At 66.8% G+C, this 21,475-nt stretch carries 20 protein-coding genes; 15 read left to right on the plus strand and 5 right to left on the minus strand.

What is annotated here, in order from left to right:
- Positions 1 to 23: 23 nt before the first annotated feature.
- From BRO63_RS07225 to BRO63_RS07240, 4 genes are read left to right on the plus strand one after another with little or no spacing between them, the layout of a single operon-like run.
- A complete protein-coding gene (locus BRO63_RS07225) occupies positions 24 to 1,595 on the plus strand; it encodes an ABC transporter substrate-binding protein (protein WP_088139074.1) in 1,572 nt (523 codons plus the stop codon).
- 6 nt (positions 1,596 to 1,601) lie between these two features.
- Positions 1,602 to 2,546, plus strand: coding sequence for an ABC transporter permease (locus BRO63_RS07230; protein ID WP_088139075.1), 945 nt, complete (start codon positions 1,602 to 1,604; stop codon positions 2,544 to 2,546).
- Between the two features lie 7 nt (positions 2,547 to 2,553).
- Positions 2,554 to 3,375, plus strand: a complete 822-nt coding sequence (locus tag BRO63_RS07235) for an ABC transporter permease (RefSeq protein WP_088139076.1) — start codon at positions 2,554 to 2,556, stop codon at positions 3,373 to 3,375.
- On the plus strand, positions 3,372 to 5,147 hold the full coding sequence (locus tag BRO63_RS07240; RefSeq protein ID WP_088139077.1) for an ABC transporter ATP-binding protein: 1,776 nt from the start codon (positions 3,372 to 3,374) through the stop codon (positions 5,145 to 5,147). The genes BRO63_RS07235 and BRO63_RS07240 overlap by 4 nt, the downstream gene beginning before the upstream one ends.
- 10 nt (positions 5,148 to 5,157) lie before the next feature.
- Here the strand turns inward: BRO63_RS07240 and BRO63_RS07245 are convergent, their stop codons facing one another.
- The 4 genes from BRO63_RS07245 to BRO63_RS07260 form a co-directional block, all read right to left on the minus strand.
- Positions 5,158 to 5,502: an antibiotic biosynthesis monooxygenase family protein gene (locus BRO63_RS07245; protein ID WP_088139078.1), complete on the minus strand. Its 345-nt coding sequence runs from the start codon at positions 5,500 to 5,502 to the stop codon at positions 5,158 to 5,160.
- Positions 5,499 to 6,602 carry a cytochrome gene (locus BRO63_RS07250; protein WP_088139079.1) on the minus strand — a complete coding sequence of 368 codons (1,104 nt, stop codon included), beginning with the start codon at positions 6,600 to 6,602 and terminating at the stop codon, positions 5,499 to 5,501. Before BRO63_RS07250 ends, BRO63_RS07245 begins: the two co-directional genes overlap by 4 nt.
- A 72-nt stretch (positions 6,603 to 6,674) precedes the next feature.
- Entirely contained in the window at positions 6,675 to 7,538 is an 864-nt protein-coding gene (locus BRO63_RS07255) for an NAD-dependent epimerase/dehydratase family protein (RefSeq protein ID WP_088139080.1), read from the minus strand.
- A 74-nt stretch (positions 7,539 to 7,612) separates the two neighbouring features.
- Positions 7,613 to 9,259 (minus strand): electron transfer flavoprotein-ubiquinone oxidoreductase, encoded by a 1,647-nt coding sequence (locus tag BRO63_RS07260; protein WP_179215049.1) that lies wholly within the window; start codon positions 9,257 to 9,259, stop codon positions 7,613 to 7,615.
- Positions 9,260 to 9,371: 112 nt separating this feature from the next.
- Here BRO63_RS07260 and BRO63_RS07265 point away from each other — a divergent pair, with 112 nt between their 5' ends.
- From BRO63_RS07265 to BRO63_RS07275, 3 genes are all read left to right on the plus strand, one after another.
- Entirely contained in the window at positions 9,372 to 9,821 is a 450-nt protein-coding gene (locus BRO63_RS07265) for an acyl-CoA thioesterase (RefSeq protein WP_088139195.1), read from the plus strand.
- Between the two features lie 185 nt (positions 9,822 to 10,006).
- On the plus strand, positions 10,007 to 10,705 hold the full coding sequence (locus BRO63_RS07270) for a CoA transferase subunit A (RefSeq protein WP_088139081.1): 699 nt from the start codon (positions 10,007 to 10,009) through the stop codon (positions 10,703 to 10,705).
- Between the two features lie 11 nt (positions 10,706 to 10,716).
- Positions 10,717 to 11,370: a CoA transferase subunit B gene (locus BRO63_RS07275; RefSeq protein ID WP_054450695.1), complete on the plus strand. Its 654-nt coding sequence runs from the start codon at positions 10,717 to 10,719 to the stop codon at positions 11,368 to 11,370.
- A 45-nt stretch (positions 11,371 to 11,415) separates the two neighbouring features.
- Here BRO63_RS07275 and BRO63_RS07280 read toward each other — a convergent pair whose 3' ends face one another.
- Positions 11,416 to 11,874, minus strand: a complete 459-nt coding sequence (locus BRO63_RS07280) for a GNAT family N-acetyltransferase (protein WP_088139082.1) — start codon at positions 11,872 to 11,874, stop codon at positions 11,416 to 11,418.
- Between the two features lie 226 nt (positions 11,875 to 12,100).
- Here BRO63_RS07280 and BRO63_RS07285 point away from each other — a divergent pair, with 226 nt between their 5' ends.
- From BRO63_RS07285 to BRO63_RS07320, 8 genes are all read left to right on the plus strand, one after another.
- Positions 12,101 to 12,976, plus strand: coding sequence for a MurR/RpiR family transcriptional regulator (locus BRO63_RS07285; RefSeq protein WP_088139083.1), 876 nt, complete (start codon positions 12,101 to 12,103; stop codon positions 12,974 to 12,976).
- On the plus strand, positions 12,973 to 13,953 hold the full coding sequence (locus BRO63_RS07290) for an isoaspartyl peptidase/L-asparaginase family protein (protein WP_088139084.1): 981 nt from the start codon (positions 12,973 to 12,975) through the stop codon (positions 13,951 to 13,953). The genes BRO63_RS07285 and BRO63_RS07290 overlap by 4 nt, the downstream gene beginning before the upstream one ends.
- Positions 13,954 to 13,997: 44 nt before the next feature.
- Positions 13,998 to 15,878 (plus strand): dipeptide ABC transporter ATP-binding protein, encoded by a 1,881-nt coding sequence (locus BRO63_RS07295; protein WP_088139085.1) that lies wholly within the window; start codon positions 13,998 to 14,000, stop codon positions 15,876 to 15,878.
- A 66-nt stretch (positions 15,879 to 15,944) separates the two neighbouring features.
- Positions 15,945 to 17,498 carry a glutathione ABC transporter substrate-binding protein GsiB gene (gsiB, locus tag BRO63_RS07300; protein WP_088139086.1) on the plus strand — a complete coding sequence of 518 codons (1,554 nt, stop codon included), beginning with the start codon at positions 15,945 to 15,947 and terminating at the stop codon, positions 17,496 to 17,498.
- An 89-nt stretch (positions 17,499 to 17,587) separates the two neighbouring features.
- Positions 17,588 to 18,508, plus strand: a complete 921-nt coding sequence (gsiC, locus tag BRO63_RS07305; protein ID WP_013392281.1) for a glutathione ABC transporter permease GsiC — start codon at positions 17,588 to 17,590, stop codon at positions 18,506 to 18,508.
- Between the two features lie 7 nt (positions 18,509 to 18,515).
- Positions 18,516 to 19,415: a glutathione ABC transporter permease GsiD gene (gene gsiD / locus BRO63_RS07310; protein ID WP_088139087.1), complete on the plus strand. Its 900-nt coding sequence runs from the start codon at positions 18,516 to 18,518 to the stop codon at positions 19,413 to 19,415.
- A 108-nt stretch (positions 19,416 to 19,523) separates the two neighbouring features.
- Positions 19,524 to 20,618: a DmpA family aminopeptidase gene (locus BRO63_RS07315; RefSeq protein ID WP_088139088.1), complete on the plus strand. Its 1,095-nt coding sequence runs from the start codon at positions 19,524 to 19,526 to the stop codon at positions 20,616 to 20,618.
- 20 nt (positions 20,619 to 20,638) lie between these two features.
- Positions 20,639 to 21,463, plus strand: coding sequence for a M55 family metallopeptidase (locus tag BRO63_RS07320; protein ID WP_088139089.1), 825 nt, complete (start codon positions 20,639 to 20,641; stop codon positions 21,461 to 21,463).
- The last annotated feature ends 12 nt before the right edge of the window (positions 21,464 to 21,475 follow it).

The following is a 21,475-nucleotide window of genomic DNA, read 5'->3' on the forward strand; positions in this document are numbered from 1 at the left end:
GCGCCGCGCCTGGAGTGATCCCTATGAATTCGCATGCCATGCGCGCCAAGAACGCGCTGCTGTTGTCCGCCGCGCTGGCGACCGTCGTGGCCGGTCTGCCCGCCGCCGTGCGGGCGCAGGCCGCCGCGCCCGAAATCCGCTACGCCGAAGGGTCGGGCACGCCGACCACGCTGCCCGGCGGACGGTCGCGCAATACCTCCACCGACAACGTGCTGGCGCACGTGGTGGAGTCCCTGGTGGCGCTGCGCGCCGACATGAGCGTGGCCCCCATGCTGGCGGACAGCTGGACGCTGTCCGACGACAAGCGCGCCTACACCTTCAAGCTGCGCCAGGGCGTGACCTTCCACGACGGCACGCCCATGAGTTCGGCCGACGTCAAATGGACCTACGACTACCTCAATGGCGCCCAGTCCGAGTATTCCTGCAAGAATCTTTACGACGGCAGCAAGGGCGCCAAGGTCGTGGCGGTGGAAACGCCGGATCCGGCCACCGTGGTGTTCAGGCTGGACCAACCCTATGCCTTGTTCCTGGACCAGATGGCCAGCGTCCAGTGCCCGATGCCGGTCCTGAGCGCCAAGAGCGTCGACGCCGCAGGAAAGTGGGACAAGCCCATAGGCACGGGTCCCTACGTTTTTGCCGAATGGAAGAAGGAACAGTACCTGCTGCTGACGCCGTACGCCGGCTACAAGCCGCGCGAGGAAGCGCCCAGCGGCATGGCCGGCAGGAAGGTTGCGCAGGCCAACGTGCGCTTTGTCGTGATCCCGGACGCGGCCGCGCAGAAGGCGGCCCTCATGGCGGGGCAGGTCGACGCCTATAACGCGGACGAAGACAATCTGCCGGCCAAGGACCCGCGCTGGAACATCGTCACCGAGCAGGGCCTGGACACCGTCAACCTGCTGATGCAGACGCGTGCGCCCTTGCTGTCGGACGTGAACATGCGTCGCGCCATCGCGCTGGCGCTGGATTTTCCCGGCATCGCCCGGGCCTTGAACAACGGCCAGGCGGCCTATAACCCGTCCCTGGTGCCCGCGGCCAGCGTCTATTACTCCGAAGCCGACCGCGCCGGCTACGAGAAGAACCTGAAAGAGGTCAAGCGCCTGCTCGACGCCGCCGGCTATCGCGGCGAGCCCCTGAAACTGCAGGCCAACAAGCGCTATCCCTATCTGTACCGGGTCGCGGTGGTGACGCAGCAGTTGCTGGGCAAGGCCGGCATCAAGGCCGAGCTGGACATGCTGGAGTGGGGCACCCAGGTGACCAACTTCCGCGAGGGCAAGTTCCAGCTGATGGCATTCGCCTACTCCGCGCGCACCGAGCCCGCGCTGATGTTCCGCGACGTGATCGGCGACAAGTCCAGGACGCCCATGGCCCAGTGGGAAAGCCCCGAGGCCGCGGCCATCCTGGAAGGCATAGAAGCCGAATCCGATCCCGCCGTGCGCAAGCAGGCCTTCGACAAACTGCATGCCCTGATGCTGCGCGATACGCCGCTGCTGATGTACTACAACAAGCCAGGCTATGTGGTGGTCTCCAGCAAGCTGCAAGGCTTTACCGGCTGGCCGCTGCGCAAGCCGCGTTTCTTCAACGTGACCAAGAACTGAGGCGCCGTGCTGGGCTATCTACTCAAGCGCATCGCGGCGTCGGTGCCCACCGTGATCGTGGTCACGGTGCTCGTGTTCGCGCTGATACGCGCGATTCCAGGGGATCCGGCTTCGCTGATGCTGGGCGACATCGACAACCCGGCGCTGCTGGCGGAAATGCGCCACGCGCTGGGGCTGGACCGTCCGGTCGGCGAGCAGTTCCTGATCTGGGTGGGGAATGCGCTGCAGGGCGACCTGGGCATGTCTATCGCGCGGCGCGAGCCCGTGATGCACCTGGTGCTGACGCATTTCGCGGTGACGGCCCAGGTGGTGCTGACCGCCACGCTGCTGGCCTGCCTGGTGGCGGTGCCCGCCGGCATGGTGGCCGCCTGGCGCCAGAACCGCCGCGCCGACACCGCCATCGTGTCGACGGCTATCCTGTTCGTGTCCATGCCCAGTTTCTGGGTCGGCATCCTGCTGATCTGGCTGTTCGGCGTGAAGCTGAACTGGCTGCCCGTGTATGGCTTCGAATCCATCGCCCAGGGCGGACTGGGGGCGGCGCGCTATCTGGTGCTGCCGGTATGCGCCATCGTGCTGACGGAGATCGCCGCGATCACGCGCATGATGCGGGCCAGCACCATCGAGACTCTGCGGCTGGAGTACGTGGCGCATGCGCGCGCCAAGGGCCTGCCGGAAAAACGCGTCATGCTGCGCCACGTGCTGCCCAATTCGTTTGGCCCCACCTTGACGGTGATCGGCCTGATGCTGGGCCATCTGCTGTCGGGCGCCGCGGTGATCGAGACCGTGTTCACGCTGCCGGGCATCGGCCGCCTGCTGGTGGAAAGCATCTATGCGCGGGACTACCCGGTGGTGCAGGGCTGCCTGCTGTTCATCGCGCTCCTGTACGTGGCGGTCAACCTGGTGGTGGATCTGCTGTATCCGCTGTTCGACCCGCGCGTGAAGCTTCAATAGGATCATCATGGCCATTAAACATACCAATGCCGTCCTGGGCGGCGCGCTGGTCGGGGGCGTCGTGCTGCTGGCCCTGGTCGGGCTGTTCTATACGCCGCATGACCCGCTGGAAGGCGACCTCCTGGCGCGCTTTTCGCCGCCCTCGGCGGAGTACTGGCTGGGCACCGACGAATTCGGTCGCGACGTGCTGTCGCGGTTGATGGCGGGGGCGGGCGTCAGCGTGGCGGTCAGCGTGTTCTCCGTGCTGCTGGCGCTGCTCCTGGGCACCGCGATAGGTGTCACGGCGGGCTATGCAGGCGGTTGGGTCGACCGCGGCATCACGGTGCTGGTGGAGTCGCTGATGGCGTTTCCCGGCCTCTTGCTCGCGCTGGGCATAATGACCGTGCTGGGCCCGTCAAAATGGGGCGTGGTGCTGGCGCTGGGCCTGGCGTATTCGCCGTCGGTGTCGCGCATCGCGCGCGGCGCCGCGCTGTCTTTGCGCCAGCGCGATTTCGTCATCGCCTCGCGCGCCACCGGGCATGGCGGCCTGTGGACGGTGTTCCGCCACGTGCTGCCCAATTGCCTGCCGCCGTTGCTCATCTTCGCGACCTCGATCTTCGGTTCCGCCTTGCTGGCGGAGAGCGCGCTGAGCTTTCTCGGCCTGGGCGTGCCGCCGCCGCTGGCCACCTGGGGCGGCATGCTGTCCGAGAGCCGCAACGCCATGGACCAGGCCATCTGGCTGGCAGTGTTCCCGGGCGCCATGATTTCGTTGAGCCTGCTGGGCATCAATCTGCTGGGCGATGCGGTGCGCGACCTGCTGGATCCGCGCATGCGGGGGGTGATGGCATGACCGCCGCGCAACCCCTGTTGTCCGTGCGCGACCTGGAAATCCGCTTTCCCGGCAAGCGCGATGCCGCGCCGGTGGTGAACCGGGTGTCGTTCGACCTGCACGCCGGCGAATCCCTGTCCATCGTCGGTGAATCCGGCAGCGGCAAGACGCTGATCGGCAAGGCCCTGCTGGGCCTGCTGCCCGATTCGGCCCGCATCACAGGCGGGCACGCGCTGTTCGAAGGCCAGGACCTGCTGCGGCAGGCGCCGCGCGATTGGCCGGCAATGCGCGGCACCGGCATCGGCATGGTGTTCCAGGAGCCGATGGTGTCGCTCAACCCGGCGTTCCGCGTGGGCGAACAACTCATCGAGGCGCTGGTGCTGCGTCGTGGCATGGCGCGCCGCGCGGCCTGGGACGAAGCCGTCCGGATGCTGGAGCGGGTGCGCGTGCGCGACGCGCAGGATTGCATGAAGCGCTATCCGCATGAATTCTCCGGCGGCATGCGCCAGCGCATCCTGCTGGCGGGCGTGATGCTGCTCAAGCCGCGCCTCCTGATCGCGGACGAACCCACCACCGCGCTGGACTGCGTGGTGCAAAAGGAAGTGCTGGACCTGATGTGCGAGTTGACGCGCGAGCAGGGCACGGCGCTGATCTTCATCAGCCACAACCTGGCCCTGGTGGCCGCGTACACGCAGCGCGTGCTGGTCATGTGCCGCGGCCGCGCGGTCGAGACCGGGCCGGTGGCCCAAGTCCTGTCGCGGCCGGCGGATCCGTACACGCTCAGACTGCTGGATGCGCTGCCCAAGCGCGGCCCGGCCCGGCCTGCCGTCGAAGGAGCGCCCATCCTGCAGGTGGACGGATTGGCGATCGACTACTCGGTTCGCGAGGGCTGGTTCCGCAAGCGCGCGGTGCGCGCCGTGCACCGCGCCACGTTCGCGGTGGCGCCGGGCGAAACGCTGGCCATCGTCGGCGAATCGGGCAGCGGCAAGACCACGGTCATGATGTCCATCCTGGGACTGGTGCCGCAGGCCCAGGGGCGTATCGAACTGGACGGCCAGGCCTTGCCCGCGGGCGGTTCGGGCCAGTCGTGGCAGGCGGCGCGCCGGCGGGTGCAGATGGTGTTCCAGGACCCCTATTCATCGCTGGATCCGCGCATGACCATCGGCGACCTGGTGGGCGAGGGTCTGCGGCTGGAAGCCGGCATGACGACGGAAATCCGCCGCGAGCGCGTGGCCGAGGCGCTGCGGGACGTGGGCCTGGGCGAGGACTACGCGGAGCGCTATGCGCACGAGCTGTCCGGCGGGCAGCGCCAGCGCGTCGCCATCGCGCGGGCGCTGGTGCTGCGGCCCGAGGTCATCATCGCGGACGAACCGGTGTCGGCGCTGGACGTCACCGTGCAGAAGCAGGTGCTGGAGACCCTGATGTCGCTGCAGCGCTCACACGGCTTCGCCTGCCTGCTGATCTCGCATGACCTGGGCGTGGTCGAGCAGATCGCCGACCGCGTGGTGGTGATGCTGCGCGGCCATATCGTCGAAGAAGGCACGCGCGACGAAGTGTTCGACCGGCCCACGCATCCCTACACGCGCCGCCTGTTGCAGGCGGTGCCGGAACTGCGCGGCAACCGGACCGAGGGCTTTCGCGTGGAAGTGCGCGACCTGCCGGCGGGCCAGGGGCGCGACGAGGCCGATTACTTCGATCCCTCGTCCGCGCCGGGCCTGCCCGCGATGACGGCAGTGTTCGAATCCGGCGCCACCCACCGGGTGGCACTGGCGGCGGCCGCCGCCGGGGCCTGAGGCGCGGGCCTCAGCCGTGCCGCTCGCGGCTGTCGGCAGGCGCCGCGTCGCGCTGGTTCATGCCGTAGTCGCGCAGCACCTGCGCCACGCGCAGGCGGTAGTTGGCGAAGACGCCGCCGCGTCCGGCCTCCTGGGCCCGGCGGTGCGACTCCAGCGTGCGCCAGCGCTGGACCGCCGCTTCATCGCGCCAGAACGACAGCGACAGCAGCTTGCCCGGATCGCTCAGGCTCTGGAAGCGTTCGACCGAGATAAAGCCGTCGACGGCCTTGAGTTCATCGATCAGGCCGGCGGCGATGCGCAGATAGGGATCGGGGTTGCCGTGGGCGGGTTCGACTTCGAATATCACTGCGATCATGGTGCTGGTTCCTCGTAAAAATCAAACTGCGGCACGCGTGCGTTGGGCAGCGGCCGGTAGCGGAAGCGGGCCGCCAGCGCGGCGGCGTCCAGGCCGGCGCGCCGCAGGCGGATAAGCGCGCCGGCCGCGTGCTGGCGGGCCGGCGGGCGGCCGGGGCAGGCGTGCCCGAACGCGCCGAAAGTCCAATGCGCCTCGGGTTGCAAGGTGGCGGCCGCGGCCAGCACCAGCAGCACGGTCTGGCCGGCTTCGATGCGTTGGCCGCCGACGTCGATGTCGGCGGCGAGAAAGCGCCGCGTGTTGTGCAGCGGCGGGTCGCTGCGTTCGACTTCATCCACCAGCGCCAGCGCCGCATCTTCCGTGAAGTCCGCGCGCAGGCCGCGGCGTCCGGCCAGGAGGATCGCATTGCCCAGCAGGCCCGCGCCCGCCTCGCGGGACTGGAACAGCAGGCCGGCCAGGTTGGCGGCCAGCAGCGCGGGCGCAATGCCGGCCCGCGCGCCGTCTTCGCGCAGCCTGCGCAAGGCCGGCGCGGCGTCAGGGACCTGCAGATGCGATTCGAGGCGCGTCTGCAGGCGCTGCGCGGCGGCGTGCCCCGCTTCGATGCGATCTGCCGTTGCGGCGGCAGGCAGCGCGGACAGGAACGCGGCAATATCGGCGGCACAATCCGCGTACAGGTCGGGCGGCAGTCCCAGGAAGGCGGCTTGCGCATGCACTGGCGCGGTGTTCAGGTAACGGTCGACGGCCGCGGCGTCCAGCGGCCCGGGATCCGGCCAAGCGGGCGTACAGGCCTGCTCCGCTTGCTCGCGGAGGTAGGCGCTCAGCAGGGTCTTCAGCTGCGTGTGCGTTGCGCTGTCGTTCATGCGCACGAAGCGGCTGAACAGTACGCCCGCCGCGCCTGGGCACAGTCCCTTGGGCACGGGCTCCGCCATCGGGCGCACGCGCGCGGCCGGGTGCTGCATGATGGCCGCTATCGTGTCCGGATGGCTGGCGATCCACAGGTCCAGCGCCGGCTCGCGATAGAGCGGCCGCTCGCGCGCCAGCGCGGCGTAATACGGGTAGGGGTCGGGGTGAGTGACCGCCTGCAGGGGATGGGCAGGATGCATGGCGATGGCCGGTAGTGGATCCGGCCGCCAGTATCCGCCAGCCTTGGCGGCCACGATTCGATGCGCGCCGAACTATGCCTGCGGCGTATCCGGGCCGTTGCCGGATGGCGCCAACAGCGCCGCATAGCCTTGCCGCGAGTCCGGCCATTGCAGCGTGAAGCCGCTGGCGCGCAGGCGGGCGTTGCTGAGCTTCTTGCTGCCGACGTTGGCGGGCGCCGGCGCCTCCCGTGGCGCGGGCGCGCCGATCAGCCTGGCCAGGTCGGCATACAGCTCATGCAGGGGCAGGGGCGTGTCGTCGCAGCCTATGTAGACAGGCGCGGCATCGGGCAGCAGCGCCAGATGGACCACGGCCGCCGCGGCGTCGTCGATATGGATGCGGTTGGCCCAGTGCTCGGGAGAGCTCGGCGCGCCTGCCACGCCCTGGCGCAGGCGTTCGATCAACTGCAGGCGTCCGGGACCGTACAGCCCCGCCAGCCGCAAGGCGGTCGAGGGCAGGCCGCGCGCCGCCAGCGCGGCTTCGGCCTCGAGCAGGATGCGGCCATTGACGCCCAGCGGCGCGGGCGGCGTGTCTTCGTCGACCCAGCCGCCCTGATGTTCGCCGTAAACCGCGCTGGACGAGATGAACACGATGCGCTTGAGCTGCGTGGTGTCCAGCGCGTCCAGCACGTGCTTGAGGCCGTCGACGAAAACCGCGCGGTAGGCGGCGGCTTCGCGCGCGCCGGGCGCGGGCAGGTGGATGAGCCGGGTGATGCCTTCGGGCAGGGCAGGCAGCCCGTCGGCGCGGGAGATATCGCCTTGCAGCCAGCGGATGCCGTCCGCATCCCCAGCCGGCGGATTGCGGCGCAGCGCGTAGACTTCGTCGCCGCGCGCCAGGAAGCGCCGGGCCGCGCGCTGGCCCAGGTCGCCGCAGCCGATGAGGAGTACGCGTTCGGTCATGGGATAGTCCTGCCTGTCGAAAAAAAAGCGCCCCGCGGGGCGCCTTGGTGGCCGGGCGCTGGCGTCCGGTTGCTTTACATGCCGCTGTAGACCGGACCTTCGCCGCCTTGCGGCGCCACCCAGACGATGTTCTGGGTCGGGTCCTTGATGTCGCAGGTCTTGCAGTGCACGCAGTTCTGGGCGTTGATCTGCAGGCGGTCTTCGCCGTGGTCGTCCTTGACGAATTCGTACACGCCCGCCGGGCAGTAGCGCGACTCCGGGCCGCCATACTTGGCCAGGTTGACCTGCACCGGTATCGACGGATCCTTCAGCGTCAGGTGGATGGGCTCGTTTTCGTCATGATTGGTGTTCGAGATGAACACCGAGCTGAGCTTGTCGAAGGTGAGCTTGCCGTCGGGCTTGGGATAGTCGATGCGCGCGCACTGCGATGCGGGCTGCAGACAGGCGTGGTCGGGCTTGTTGTGGCGCAGGGTCCAGGGCATCTTGCCCTTGAGCAGCAGCTGTTCGACGCCGGTCATCACGGTGGCGATGGTGCGGCCCTTCTTGAACCACTGCTTGAAGTTGCGCGCCTTGTTCAGTTCCGCATGCAGCCAGGACGCCTCGAAGGCCGCGGGATAGGCGGCCAGCTCGTCCTGGCGGCGGTCGGCGACCAGCGCGTCGAACGCGGCTTCGGCGGCCAGCTTGCCGGATTTGATGGCGGCGTGGCTGCCCTTGATGCGCGAGGCGTTGAGGAAGCCGGCCTCGCAGCCGACCAGCACGCCGCCCGGGAAGGTCAGCTTGGGCAGGGCCAGCAGGCCGCCCGCGGTGATGGCGCGCGCGCCGTAGGCGATGCGCTTGCCGCCTTCGAAGGTGCCGCGGATGGCGGGGTGCGTCTTGTAGCGCTGGAATTCGTCGAACGGCGACAGCCAGGGGTTGGCGTAGTCCAGGCCCACGATCATGCCCACCGCCACCAGGTTGTTGTCCAGGTGGTAGAGGAAGGAGCCGCCGTAGGTGTCGGCGTCCAGCGGCCAGCCGGCGGTGTGGATCACCAGGCCGGGCTTGGACTGGGCCGGATCGACTTCCCACATTTCCTTGATGCCGATGCCGTAGGACTGCGGATTGCGGCCGTCGTCCAGCTTGTAGCGTTCGATCAGCTGGCGGCCCAGCTGGCCGCGCGCGCCTTCGGCGAACACCGTGTAGCGGGCGTGCAGCTCCATGCCGGGCTGGTAGTGGTCGGTGTGCGAGCCGTCGCGGGCCACGCCCATGTCGCCGGTCGCCACGCCGCGGACGGCGCCGTTTTCGTCGTACAGCAGTTCCACGGCCGCGAAGCCGGGGAAAATGTCCACGCCCAGCGCCTCGGCCTGCTCGCCCATCCACTTGACGACGTCGCCGAGGCGGACGATGTAGTTGCCTTCGTTGTGGAAACAGGGCGGCAGCAGCCAGTTGGGCGTGGTGCGCGCGCCGGTCTCGGACAGGAACATGAACTTGTCATGCGTGACGGGCACGTTCAGCGGCGCGCCTTTTTCCTTCCAGTCGGGGATGAGCTCGGTCAGCGCCAGCGGGTCCATGACGGCGCCGGACAGGATGTGCGCACCCAGTTCCGCGCCCTTTTCAAGTACGCAGACGCCGATTTCCTGATTCTTTTCAGCGGCCAGCTGCTTAAGACGGATAGCAGTGGCCAGGCCGGCGGGTCCACCGCCAACCACGACCACGTCATATTCCATCGACTCGCGTTCAGACATTGCAAAGCTCCCCGTATGTATTCCATATTTTGCTGGAAGTATTATCGGCGATTGTATTGCAGGCGGAGGTCAGGTATGCCTTCGTATTTCTTTGAGCCATCAGGAGTAATTGGTGAACGCGGACAAAACCTCAGCGCGGACCTTGGCCGTGGGAGATATCCATCAGGTCGAACTGCCCTTGCGGTGGGGCGATTCGGACCCTCTGAACCATCTGAACAACGCGATGTATTTCCGCCTCATGGAAGAGGCCCGGATACAGATACTCTATGGCGCCGGTTTCGCGCTGCCCGCCGATCAGGGGCTGATCCTGGCGCATGCGTCCTGCGATTTCCTGCGGCCCCTGACCTATCCCGCCAATGTGCGCGTGACGCACAAGCTCATGCGCATCGGCCGCAGCAGCGCGGAATTTGAATTGCTGCTGGAGAAGGCGGGCGACGAGGGCGGTCCTTATGCCCGCGCGCGCAACGTGCTAGTCTGGATGGACTATGTGGCCAATGCGTCCGCGCCGTGGCCGCAAGAGGTGCTGTCCAAGCTGGGCGCCATGTTCAAGCCCGCGGCTTGAGTCGGCGCCGGCCAAAATAGCGCGTGCTTTGGCCGGCCATGCCGGTAAAATCTAGCGCAAAATCAAAAAAGCAATAAGGGCGCGCCACCCTCGGCGCCAGCCGCACAGGGCGCCGGACGGCGTTGCTGGAGGCGGCGCCGGCAGCCGCGCCCTCTTCGGTTAGACCTTAACTAGGAGTTGGAGCGATGGACAAGGTTTTTGCAAGCGCCCAGGAGGCGCTGGCAGGCATCGTCAAGGACGGCCAGATGATCGCCGTGGGCGGTTTCGGCCTTTGCGGCATCCCCGAGGCCCTGATCGCCGCGCTGCGCGATTCGGGCGTCAAGGATCTCACTTGCATCAGCAATAACGCGGGCGTGGACGGCTTCGGCCTGGGCCAGCTGCTCAATACGCGCCAGGTCCGCAAGATGATCGCGTCCTACGTGGGCGAGAACAAGGAATTCGAACGCCAGTTCCTGTCCGGCGAACTCGAGCTCGAGTTCACGCCGCAGGGCACGCTGGCCGAGAAGCTGCGCGCCGGCGGCGCCGGCATTCCGGCCTTCTTCACTCGCACCGGCGTGGGCACCATCGTGGCCGACGGCAAGGAAATCCGCGAGTTCGACGGCCACCAGTACGTGATGGAGCGTTCGCTGGTGCCGGACGTGTCGCTGGTCAAGGCGCACATCGCCGACCGCAGCGGCAACCTGGTGTTCCGCAAGACCGCCCGCAACTTCAATCCGAACGTCGCCATGGCGGGCAAGTTCACGGTGGTCGAAGTCGAGGAAATCGTTGATACCGGCAGCCTGGATCCCGATCAGATCCACTTGCCCGGCATCTATGTGCAACGGATCGTGCTGAATGCCACGCCCGAAAAGCGCATCGAACAACGCACCACTCGCCCGGCCTAAGGAGAACAGACATGGCATGGTCCCGCGATGAAATGGCGGCACGCGCCGCGCGCGAGCTGCAAGACGGCTTTTATGTGAACCTGGGTATCGGCCTGCCGACCCTGGTGGCCAACCACGTGCCCAAGGGCATGGAAGTGTGGCTGCAATCCGAGAACGGCCTGCTCGGCATCGGCCCGTTCCCCACCGATGATGAAGTCGACGCCGACCTCATCAACGCAGGCAAGCAGACGGTCACGACCTTGCCTGGTTCCTCGATCTTCTCGTCGGCGGATTCGTTCGCGATGATCCGCGGCGGCAAGATCAACCTGGCCATTCTTGGCGCCATGCAGGTGTCCGAAAAGGGCGACCTGGCCAACTGGATGATCCCGGGCAAGATGGTCAAGGGCATGGGCGGCGCCATGGACCTGGTGGCGGGCGTGGGCCGCGTCGTGGTCCTGATGGAGCACGTGGCCAAGAAGAAGGACGGCACCGAGGACATCAAGCTGCTGTCCGAATGCAACCTGCCGCTGACGGGCGTGGGCGTGGTCGACCTGATCATCACCGACCTGGGCGTGATGGAAGTCACCGAGAACGGCCTCAAGCTGCTGGAAACGGCGCCGGGCGTGACGGTGGACGAGATCAAGTCCAAGACGCAAGCCAAGCTGGATGTGTCGGCAGTCAAGTAATCCTTGCGCCGCACCCATGAAAAAACGCCCCTTCGGGGCGTTTTTTCATGCTGCTTCGTCCAGCCGCATCCCCACGTGCGGGATGCCGTCCTCGATGTACTCCTCGGTGACCTGCACGAAGCCGTGTCCGCCGTAGTAGTTGCGCAGGCGGGCCTGCGCGCCCAGGTACATGGCGCGGCCGGGCCAGCGCAGGCGCACTTCCTGCATCGCGTGGCGGATCAGCTCGTGGCCCAGGCCCTGGCCGCGCGTCCAGGGGGCGGTGATGACGCGTCCGATCTCGATCTGGCCGTCCTTCAGCGACGGATCCAGGATGCGGCAATAGGCGGCGAGCTTGCCGTCCTGCCAGGCCATCAGGTGCGAGGTCTGGCCGATCAGATCCTTGCCGTCCATGTCCTGGAAGACGCAATTCTGTTCAATGACGAAGACTTCCGTTCGCAGCCGCAGGATCGCGTAGATCTCGGTCACGGTCAGTTCCTGGTGCGGCTTGCAGATCCAATCGGGCATGGCGTCAATCCGGTGTGGCGTGGGAGCAGGGCGCCCCGTCGTTGGCGCCCGGTGTAAAGGCGCCCATCGGGGCGGGCCTTAGCGTAACGCAAACCGGCCCCGTTTTATTTGATGCACTGTTACATATATTCACGGGTATACCCTTAGTATGAAAATCTATTTTCTTATCTAAAATTTGCCTGTAAACAGATTTACATAAACCTCCGCTACACCTCCCTCCAAATCGATGACCAAGGCCGCACTCACGATTGCTGACCGGATCGCCCGGGCCCAGCCCGCGCTGAGCCGTACCCAGCACAAGATGGCCGAGTACGTGCTGGCGCACCAGTTCCGCGTCGCCACCATGACCATCGACGAGTTCGCCGCGGCGGTGGGGGTGTCGGTGGCGACTGCCAACCGCTTTGCGCGCGCCCTGGACCTGCCGGGCTATCCGCAGTTCCGCGCCGAGTTGGCGCGCGGTTTCGAGGCCGCGCTGGAACCGGTGGAAAAGCTGCGCACCGAGTTGGCGCATTCCGCCAGCGCCGTGCAGATCTTCGCCGCCACGCTGGAAGAAGACATCCGCAACGCCCAGCGCAATCTGCAGTCGTTGGACGCCGGCGCCTGCGAGCGTGCGGTGGAGGCCATCCTGGCCGCGGAGCGCGTTTTCATCATCGGCTTCGGCGCCAGCGGCTTCCTGGCCGGCCTGCTGCAGCGCGGCCTGTGCATGCACCTGCATTCCGTCGAATCGCTGGCCGGTCCCGGCGGCGTGTCGAATGCGGCGCGCCAGATGGCGCGCATGACGGCCAAGGACCTGGTGATCGCCATCGCCTTTCCGCGCTACCTGGCCGACACGGTGACGCTGGCTGGCGCGGCCAAGCAGGCTGGCGTGCCGGTGCTGGTGCTGACCGACAAACCCACGTCCCCGCTGGCGCCCACGGCTTCCGTGGTGCTGTACGCGTATTCCGCGCGCCAGCTGATTCCCAATTCCGAAACCGCCGCGCTGGGGCTGATCGAAGCCCTGTCGTCGGCGGTGGCCTATCGGGCCAAGAATTCCGTCGCGGCCGCCGCTGGGGTGACCCAGTCCGTCATGCCGTGGCTCATCCATGGAGTAGGTAAACGATGATTCAACCCGTGATCGCGATTCACGGTGGCGCCGGCGCGATGTCCCGCGCGGCCATGTCGCCCGAAAAAGAACAGGAGTACCTGAGCGCGCTGGAATCCATCCTGACCGCCGGCCAGGCCGTGCTGGCCCGGGGCGGCAGCGCCCTGGACGCCGTGACCGAGGCCGTCCGCCTGCTGGAAGACTGTCCGCTGTTCAACGCCGGCCATGGCGCCGTGTTCACCAGCGCCGCCACCCATGAGCTGGACGCCGCCATCATGGACGGCGCCACGTTGCGCTCGGGCGCGATCGCCGGCGTGCACCGCGTGCGCAACCCGATCTTCGCCGCGCGCAAGGTCATGGAAAACAGCAAGCACGTGTTCTTCGTGGGCGAGGGCGCCGAAGCCTTTGCCAAGGAAGAAGGCGTGGAGCTGGTCGATCCTTCCTACTTCTCCACCGAGGCCCGCCGCGAACAGCTGCTGCGCGTGCAGCGCGAAACGCCGGAAGCGGCGGTGCTGGACCACGACGGCCAGGCCCTGGTCGCGCGCGGCCAGCCGGCGCCGGCCGATCCGCTGGACGCGGACAAGAAGTTCGGCACGGTGGGCGCGGTGGCGGTGGATGCCCAGGGCAACCTGGCCGCGGCCACTTCGACCGGCGGCATCACCAACAAGCAGGTCGGCCGCGTGGGCGACGCGCCGCTGATCGGCGCCGGCACCTATGCCAGCAACAAGACCTGCGCGGTGTCCACCACGGGCACCGGCGAAATGTTCATCCGCATGGTCGCCGCCTATGACGTGGCGGCCCAGATGGAATATTGCGGCGCGTCGCTGGAAGCGGCCGCCGACCGCGTCGTGCATGAAAAGCTGCCCACCATCGAAGGCAAGGGCGGCCTGGTGGCCGTCGACGCCCAGGGCAATGTGGCCTTGCCGTTCAACACGGAAGGCATGTATCGGGGTTACGCCCGCGTCGGCGAGAAGCCGGTCACCGCTATCTACCGATAAGCGGCGGCGGGTTCGTTTTTTCAGTATTTGGGGAATCAAAAGAGATGGTTGATCGCGCAAACAGCCTGGCGCTGCCGGAAAACCGCGTGGTCCAGGTCGACGACCTGACGGTGCGCTTCGTGGGATCGGAGCGCACGGTCGAAGCCGTGCGCAATCTGTCGTTCCATGTGGACCGGGGCGAGACCCTGGCCATCGTGGGCGAATCGGGTTCGGGCAAATCGGTGACGTCCCTGGCGCTCATGCGTCTGGTGGAGCACGGCGGCGGGCGCATCGCCCAGGGCAGCATGGCCCTGCGGCGGCGCAACGGCTCCGTGATCGACCTGGCCGGATCCAGCCAACGTGTCATGCGCAATGTGCGCGGCGCGGACATGGCCATGATCTTCCAGGAGCCGATGACCTCGCTGAATCCGGTCTTCACCGCCGGCGACCAGATCGCCGAATCGATCCGCCAGCACCAGGGCAAGGACGCCGCGGCCGCTCGCGCCGAGGCGCTGCGCATGCTGGAGCAGGTGCGCATTCCGGAAGCCAAGTCGGTGCTGGACCGCTATCCGCACCAATTGTCGGGCGGCATGCGCCAACGCGTGATGATCGCCATGGCGCTGGCCTGCAAGCCGGCGCTGCTGATCGCTGACGAACCCACCACGGCGCTGGACGTCACCATCCAGGCGCAGATCCTGCAACTGATCCGCCAGCTGCAGGAAGAAATGCACATGGGCGTGGTGTTCATCACCCACGACATGGGCGTGGTCGCGGAAGTGGCCGACCGCGTGCTGGTCATGTACCGCGGCGACAAGGTCGAGGAAGGCCCGTCCGAGCAGGTGTTCGCTACGCCGCAGCACCGCTACACCAAGGCGCTGCTGTCGGCCGTGCCGAAGCTGGGCGCCATGCAGGGCACCGACCTGCCCGCGCGTTTCCCGCTGCTGCAGGCCGAAGGCCAGGCCCAGCCCGAGGCGGCTGCCGTCAGCGCGCCCACCGCGCCGGACGCCAAGCGCGAACCCATCCTGAGCGTGCGCAAGCTGGTCACCCGCTTCGACCTGCGCGGCGGCATCATGAGCCGCGTGCAGCGCCGCGTGCATGCGGTGGAGCAGGTCAGCTTCGACCTGTTCCCCGGCGAAACGCTGTCGCTGGTGGGCGAGTCCGGTTGCGGCAAGTCCACCACCGGCCGTTCGCTGCTGCGCCTGGTCGACAGCCAGGGCGGCGAGATCAAGTTCGGCGGCCGCGACATCGTGCGCTTGAAGAACAATGAGCTGCAGTCCCTGCGCCGCGATATCCAGTTCGTGTTCCAGGACCCGTTCGCCTCGCTGGACCCGCGCGTGACGGTCGGCTTCTCCATCATGGAGCCGCTGCTGGTGCACGGCGTGGCCCGCGGCCGCGATGCCGAGCGCCGCGTGGCCGAGCTGCTGGAGCGCGTGGGCCTGCCGGCGGAAATGGCGCAGCGCTATCCGCACGAATTCTCGGGCGGCCAGCGCCAGCGCATCTGCATTGCGCGCGCCCTGGCCCTGAACCCCAAGGTCGTGATCGCCGACGAATCGGTGTCGGCGCTGGACGTGTCGATCCAGGCGCAGATCGTGAACCTGCTGATCGACCTGCAGCGCGACATGGGCATTTCCTTCCTGTTCATTTCGCACGACATGGCCGTGGTCGAGCGCGTCAGCCACCGCGTGGCCGTCATGTACCTGGGCCAGATCGTCGAGATCGGCCCGCGCCGCGCCATTTTCGAGAATCCGCAGCACCCTTACACCAAGAAGCTGATGTCCGCCGTGCCGATCGCCGATCCGGCCCGCCGCCACATGAAGCGCACGCTGTTGTCCGACGAAATCCCCAGCCCCATCCGCAAGCTCGGCGACGAGCCGGTGGTGCAGCCGCTGGTGCAGGTCGGAACGGATCACTTCGTCGCCCGGCACCCGGTCGGCGGAGCGTATTGAGTCAGTTGTCGTACTTGTTTTTCTTCCACCAAACCCCCTAATTCCTTTTTGGAACCAGGAGTTGCAATGATGAAAGTTCTGCGCCCCACCAAACTGATGGCCGCCGCCGCGCTGGCCTTCGGCGTGCTTGCTTCGCCGCTGGCGCATGCCGCCAAGGACGTGACGTTCGCCGTCTCCATCGCGCTGGAAACGCTCGATCCGTACAACACCAACAGCACGCTGAACCAGGCGGCCGGCAAGGCCTACTACGAAGGCCTGTTCGAATTCGACAAGGACCTGAAGGTCCAGAAGGTGCTGGCCACCGACTACACCGTCAGCGAAGACGGCCTGGTCTACACGTTCACGCTGCGTCCCGGCGTGAAGTTCCATGACGGCACCGATTTCAACGCCGAAGCCGTCAAGATCAACTTCGACCGCCCGGCCAATCCGGACAACCGCCTGTCGCGCTACATCCAGTTCAGCGTCATCGAAAAGACCGAAGTGGTCGACCCGATGACCATCAAGATCACGCTGAAGAAGCCGTTCTCGGCCTTCATCAACGCGCTGGCCCACCCGGCCGCCATGATGATCTCGCCCGCCGCGCTGGCCAAGTACGGCAAGGAAATCGGTTTCCACCCCGTGGGCACCGGTCCCTTCGAATTCGTCGAATGGAAGCCGGCCGAGTACCTGAAGGTCAAGAAGTTCGACGGTTACTGGAAGAAGGGCTACCCCAAGGTCGACACCCTGACCTTCCGCACCGTGACGGACAACAACACGCGCGCCGCCGTGGTGCAGACGGGCGAGGCGCAATTCGCCTTCCCGGTGCCGTTCGAGCAAGCCGCCGTGCTGAAGAAGAACGACAAGCTGGACGTGGTCGACCACCAGAACTCGATCATGGCGCGCTACCTGTCGATGAACACGCAGCAAAAGCCGTTCGATAACGTCAAGGTGCGTGAAGCCATCAACTACGCCATCAACAAGGAAGCCCTGGCCAAGGTCGCTTTCTCGGGCTACGCCACCATCGTCGACGGCGTCGTGCCGCAAGGCGTGGACTTCGCCCACAAGACCGGCCCGTGGCCCTACGACATCAAGAAGGCCAAGGCCCTGCTGGCCGAAGCCGGCTACCCCAACGGCTTCGAAAGCCAGCTGTGGTCCGCCTATAACGACGGCACCTCGGTGAAGGTGGTTCAGTTCCTGCAGCAGCAACTGGCGCAAGTCGGCATCAAGGTGTCGGTGGAAGTGCTGGAATCGGGCCAGCGCGTGCAGCGCGTCCAACAGGTGCAGAAGCCTGAGGACGCCAAGGTCCGCATGTACTACGCCGGCTGGTCGTCCTCGACCGGCGAAGCCGACTGGGGCCTGCGTCCGCTGCTGACCACCGCCGCGTTCCCGCCGGTGCTCAACAACGTGTCGTACTACTCGAACAAGTCGGTGGACGACGGCATCCAGCAAGCCCTGGCCACGACCGACCGTGCCAAGAAGACCGAAATCTACAAGAACGTTCAGGAAACCATCTGGAAGGACGCCCCCTGGGCCTTCCTGGTGACCCAGAACAACCTGTACGTGAAGTCGAAGAACCTGTCGGGCGTGTACGTTGAGCCGGACACCTCGTTCTGGTTCGGCGACATCGACCTGAAGCAGTAAACCTGGCAGTAACTCTCGGGGCCTGCGCGCCCCTGTAAGGCCACATACGGCGGGGGCGCGGTGTCCCCGCCGATGTTGCAGGAATTTCAATGCTGACCTACATCGTCAAACGTCTTCTGGGCATGATCCCCACGCTGCTGCTGGTAGCCGTGGTCGTGTTCCTGTTTGTGCACATGCTTCCGGGCGACCCGGCGCGACTGGCCGCGGGCCAGGAGGCCGACCAGCAAACCGTCGAACTCGTGCGCAAGGAACTGGGACTGGATCTGCCCCTGCCGCAGCAGTTCGTGCGCTACTTCAGCCACATGCTGCAAGGCGACCTGGGTACCTCCTTGCGTACCAAGCGCCCCGTCTCGACCGAAATCGCCGACCGTTTCATGCCTACCCTGTGGCTCACGCTCGCCAGCATGGTGTGGTCAGTGACCTTCGGCATGATCATCGGGATCGTGTCGGCGGTATGGCGCAATCGCTGGCCCGACCGTCTCGGCATGACGCTGGCGGTGTCCGGCATCTCGTTCCCCGCGTTCGCGCTGGGCATGATGCTGATGCAGGTTTTCTCCGTGAATCTGGGCTGGCTGCCTACCGTGGGCGCCTCGACCTGGCAACACTACATACTTCCGTCGATCACGCTGGGCGCCGCGGTGGCCGCCGTGATGGCGCGTTTCACCCGCGCTTCCTTCGTGGAAGTCATCCAGGAAGACTTCGTGCGGACCGCCCGCGCCAAGGGCCTGACCGAGCGCCGCGTCGTGATCAAGCACGCGCTGCGCAACGCGCTGATTCCGGTCGTCACGATGATGGGCCTGCAGTTCGGCTTCCTGCTGGGCGGCTCCATCGTGGTCGAGACCGTGTTCAACTGGCCCGGCCTCGGCCGCCTGCTGGTGGACGCCGTGACCCAGCGCGACTATCCGGTGATCCAGGGCCTGGTGCTGCTGTTCTCGCTGGAATTCATCCTGATCAACCTGATTGTCGACGTGCTCTATGGCGTCATCAATCCCAGCATCCGTTACAAGTGAGGCGGCCATGAGCAATACGACACCCGCCGCGACCATCGCAGCCGCTCCCAAGAGCGACGTGCGCACGCCCGCCACCGAGTTCTGGCGCAAATTCAAGAAGCAGAAGCTCGCCGTCGGCGCGGGCATCTTCGTCCTGCTGCTCGTCGTGGTCGCGATCTTCGCGCCGTGGATCGTGCCGTTCGACGCGGAGAACTTCTTCGACTACGAGGCCCTGAACGCCGGGCCTTCCACCACCCATTGGCTGGGCGTGGACTCGCTGGGCCGCGACATCTTCAGCCGCATCATCATGGGCGCGCGCATTTCGCTGGCCGCGGGCTTCCTGTCGGTCGCCATGGGCGCCATCGTCGGCACCTTCATGGGCCTGATGGCGGGCTACTACGAAGGCTGGTGGGAACGCATCACGATGCGCATCTCCGACGTGCTGCTGGCGTTCCCCGGCATGCTGCTGGCCATCGGCGTGGTCGCCATCCTGGGCTCCAGCATGATCAACGTGATCGTGGCCGTGGCCGTGTTCAGCGTGCCGGCGTTTGCCCGCCTGGTGCGCGGCAACACCCTGTCGATCAAGCAGATGACCTACGTCGAGGCCGTCAAGAGCGTGGGCGCGTCCGACTGGACCATCATCATGCGCCACATCCTGCCCGGCACGATCTCGCCCATCGTGGTGTATGGCACGATGCGTATCGGCACCTCGATCATCACCGCGGCCAGCCTGTCGTTCCTGGGCATGGGCGCTTCGCCTCCCACGCCGGAGTGGGGCGCGATGCTGAACGAAGCGCGCGCCGACATGGTGATCGCGCCGCACGTGGCGATCTTCCCGGCGCTGGCGATCTTCCTGACGGTGTTGGCCTTCAACCTGTTGGGCGACGGCCTGCGCGACGCGCTCGATCCCAAGATCGACCGCAAGTAATCCTGCCGCCGGACCTCCACGGAGGGCCGGCGTGGAGGGCGAATTTTTCCGCCGTCGCCCCAGGGCGGCGGCGTTTTGCATTCAGGAGCGTGGCGACACGCAGTGAACATGGACAAACAAGCGCTGGACATTCCCCGCATCGGCGTACTGCCCTCGGGACCGCTGGATTCGATCTGTGACGTGGGCGAGGTCACCGTCGGCCACCATACGCTGGCCGACGGCCCGCTGCAGACCGGCGTGACCGTCGTGCGTCCGCATGGCGGCGATCCCTATCTGGACAAGGTGCCGGCCGCCGCGACCGTGCTGAACGGCTTCGGCAAGAGCACAGGCCTGGTCCAGGTGCAGGAGCTGGGCGTGCTGGAAACGCCCATCGCGCTGACCAACACGTTTGGCGTGGGCACGGTGGCCAATGCGCAGATCCGAGCCGCGGTCGCGGCCAACCCCGGCATCGGCCGTGGCATGGCGACCGTCAATCCGCTGGTCTTCGAGTGCAACGATGGCTATCTGAATGACATCCAGGCGCTGGCGGTGCAGGAATCGCACTACGCCGACGCGCTGGCCGCCGCGGACAAGCCCTTCGAGCAGGGCGCCGTCGGCGCTGGCCGGGGCATGTCGTGCTTTTCGTTCAAGGGCGGCATCGGCTCGGCTTCGCGCGTGGCCTCCATTCCGGCGGGACCGCAGTACATGGTCGGGGCGCTGGTGCTGGCGAACTTCGGCCGCCTGCCCAACCTGACCGTGGCGGGCAGGCCTTTCGGCCGCCGGCTGGCGCAGCGGCTGGACAGCGGCCTGGCCCAGGCGGGCGAGAATGCCGCCATCGTGCCCGAGAAGGGTTCGATCATTCTGCTGCTGGCCACCGACGCGCCGCTGGACTCGCGCCAGCTGCGCCGCCTGTCGCTGCGCGCGGGGGCGGGACTGGCGCGCACCGGCTCGGTATTCGGCCATGGCAGCGGTGACATCGCGCTGGCGTTTTCCACGGCCTACACGGTGCCGCAACTGCCCGAGCAGCCCATGCCTGCGGTGGCGATGCTGCACGAAGCCCGCATCGACCCCTTGTTCGAAGCCGCCGCCGAGGCCTGCGAACAAGCCATCATTTCCGCGCTGTGGCACGCCGATGGCGTGACGGGGCGCGACGGCAACCAGCGCGCCGCGATCCGCGACGCGGCGCCGCAGTGGCGCCAGTGGCTGTCCGATACCGAATTCTGAAATCCTCCGAGGCTGATCCCATGAAGATCCTGATTTCCACCGATATCGAAGGCGTCGCTGGCGTCTTCCATTCCGAACAAGTCCGCGCCGGCAACGGCGAATACGAGCGCGCCCGCGCCTGGATGACCGCCGAGGCCAATGCGGCCGTGCAGGGCGCCATCGCCGGCGGGGCCGAAGAGATCCTGGTCAACGACTCGCACGGCGGCTTTCGCAACCTGCTGCCCGACGGCCTGGACGAGCGCGCCCGCCTGGTGCTGGGCAAGCCGCGCTACCTGGGCATGATGGGCGGCCTGGAAGAGGGCTGCGACGCCGTCTTCATGATCGGCTACCACTCGCGCTCGCAAGGCCGCGGCGTCCTGGCCCACACCATCAACAGCTTCGCGTTTGCCCGCGTGGTCATCAACGGCATGGAGCTGGGCGAGGCCGGCCTGTACGGCGCGCTGGCGGGCGAGATGGGCGTGCCCGTCATCCTGGGCACCGGCGACGATGCCTTCATCGAGGAAACCCGCGATACCTTCCCGGGCGCCGAGTGGGTGCAGACCAAGGTGGCGCATGGGCAGGGCAGCGGCGTGACCCTGTCGCCGGCCGCTTCGCGCCGCGCGATCGCCGCGGCCGCCGAAACCGCCGTGCGCAATCTGAAGAAGGGCGCGGCAGTTCCTTTCCGCATTCCCGCCCCTATAGAATGCCGGTTGCAGACGCAGAGCTCGGCCCTGGCCGACCTGTTCTGCATGTGGCCCACGCTGGAACGCGTGGACGGCGTGACCTTGCGATTCACCACGGATAGCATGCAGTCCGCCGTCCGCACGCTGAACAGCCTGGCCGCCATGTCTTTCATGTTGCGCTAAGGATCCCATCCC

Source organism: Achromobacter xylosoxidans, assembly GCF_002192695.1.
Lineage (GTDB): Bacteria > Pseudomonadota > Gammaproteobacteria > Burkholderiales > Burkholderiaceae_B > Achromobacter > Achromobacter xylosoxidans_C.

Excerpts from the sequence above, each read along its gene's own strand:
- BRO63_RS07225 (WP_088139074.1), top strand. The coding sequence starts at position 24 with ATGAATTCGCATGCCATGCGCGCCAAGAACGCGCTGCTGTTGTCCGCC.
- BRO63_RS07235 (WP_088139076.1), top strand. The coding sequence starts at position 2,554 with ATGGCCATTAAACATACCAATGCCGTCCTGGGCGGCGCGCTGGTCGGG.
- BRO63_RS07240 (WP_088139077.1), top strand. The coding sequence starts at position 3,372 with ATGACCGCCGCGCAACCCCTGTTGTCCGTGCGCGACCTGGAAATCCGC.
- BRO63_RS07245 (WP_088139078.1), bottom strand. The coding sequence starts at position 5,502 with ATGATCGCAGTGATATTCGAAGTCGAACCCGCCCACGGCAACCCCGAT.
- BRO63_RS07250 (WP_088139079.1), bottom strand. The coding sequence starts at position 6,602 with ATGCATCCTGCCCATCCCCTGCAGGCGGTCACTCACCCCGACCCCTAC.
- BRO63_RS07255 (WP_088139080.1), bottom strand. The coding sequence starts at position 7,538 with ATGACCGAACGCGTACTCCTCATCGGCTGCGGCGACCTGGGCCAGCGC.
- BRO63_RS07260 (WP_179215049.1), bottom strand. The coding sequence starts at position 9,259 with ATGTCTGAACGCGAGTCGATGGAATATGACGTGGTCGTGGTTGGCGGT.
- BRO63_RS07270 (WP_088139081.1), top strand. The coding sequence starts at position 10,007 with ATGGACAAGGTTTTTGCAAGCGCCCAGGAGGCGCTGGCAGGCATCGTC.
- BRO63_RS07275 (WP_054450695.1), top strand. The coding sequence starts at position 10,717 with ATGGCATGGTCCCGCGATGAAATGGCGGCACGCGCCGCGCGCGAGCTG.
- BRO63_RS07280 (WP_088139082.1), bottom strand. The coding sequence starts at position 11,874 with ATGCCCGATTGGATCTGCAAGCCGCACCAGGAACTGACCGTGACCGAG.
- BRO63_RS07285 (WP_088139083.1), top strand. The coding sequence starts at position 12,101 with ATGACCAAGGCCGCACTCACGATTGCTGACCGGATCGCCCGGGCCCAG.
- BRO63_RS07290 (WP_088139084.1), top strand. The coding sequence starts at position 12,973 with ATGATTCAACCCGTGATCGCGATTCACGGTGGCGCCGGCGCGATGTCC.
- BRO63_RS07295 (WP_088139085.1), top strand. The coding sequence starts at position 13,998 with ATGGTTGATCGCGCAAACAGCCTGGCGCTGCCGGAAAACCGCGTGGTC.
- gsiB (WP_088139086.1), top strand. The coding sequence starts at position 15,945 with ATGATGAAAGTTCTGCGCCCCACCAAACTGATGGCCGCCGCCGCGCTG.
- gsiC (WP_013392281.1), top strand. The coding sequence starts at position 17,588 with ATGCTGACCTACATCGTCAAACGTCTTCTGGGCATGATCCCCACGCTG.
- gsiD (WP_088139087.1), top strand. The coding sequence starts at position 18,516 with ATGAGCAATACGACACCCGCCGCGACCATCGCAGCCGCTCCCAAGAGC.
- BRO63_RS07315 (WP_088139088.1), top strand. The coding sequence starts at position 19,524 with ATGGACAAACAAGCGCTGGACATTCCCCGCATCGGCGTACTGCCCTCG.
- BRO63_RS07320 (WP_088139089.1), top strand. The coding sequence starts at position 20,639 with ATGAAGATCCTGATTTCCACCGATATCGAAGGCGTCGCTGGCGTCTTC.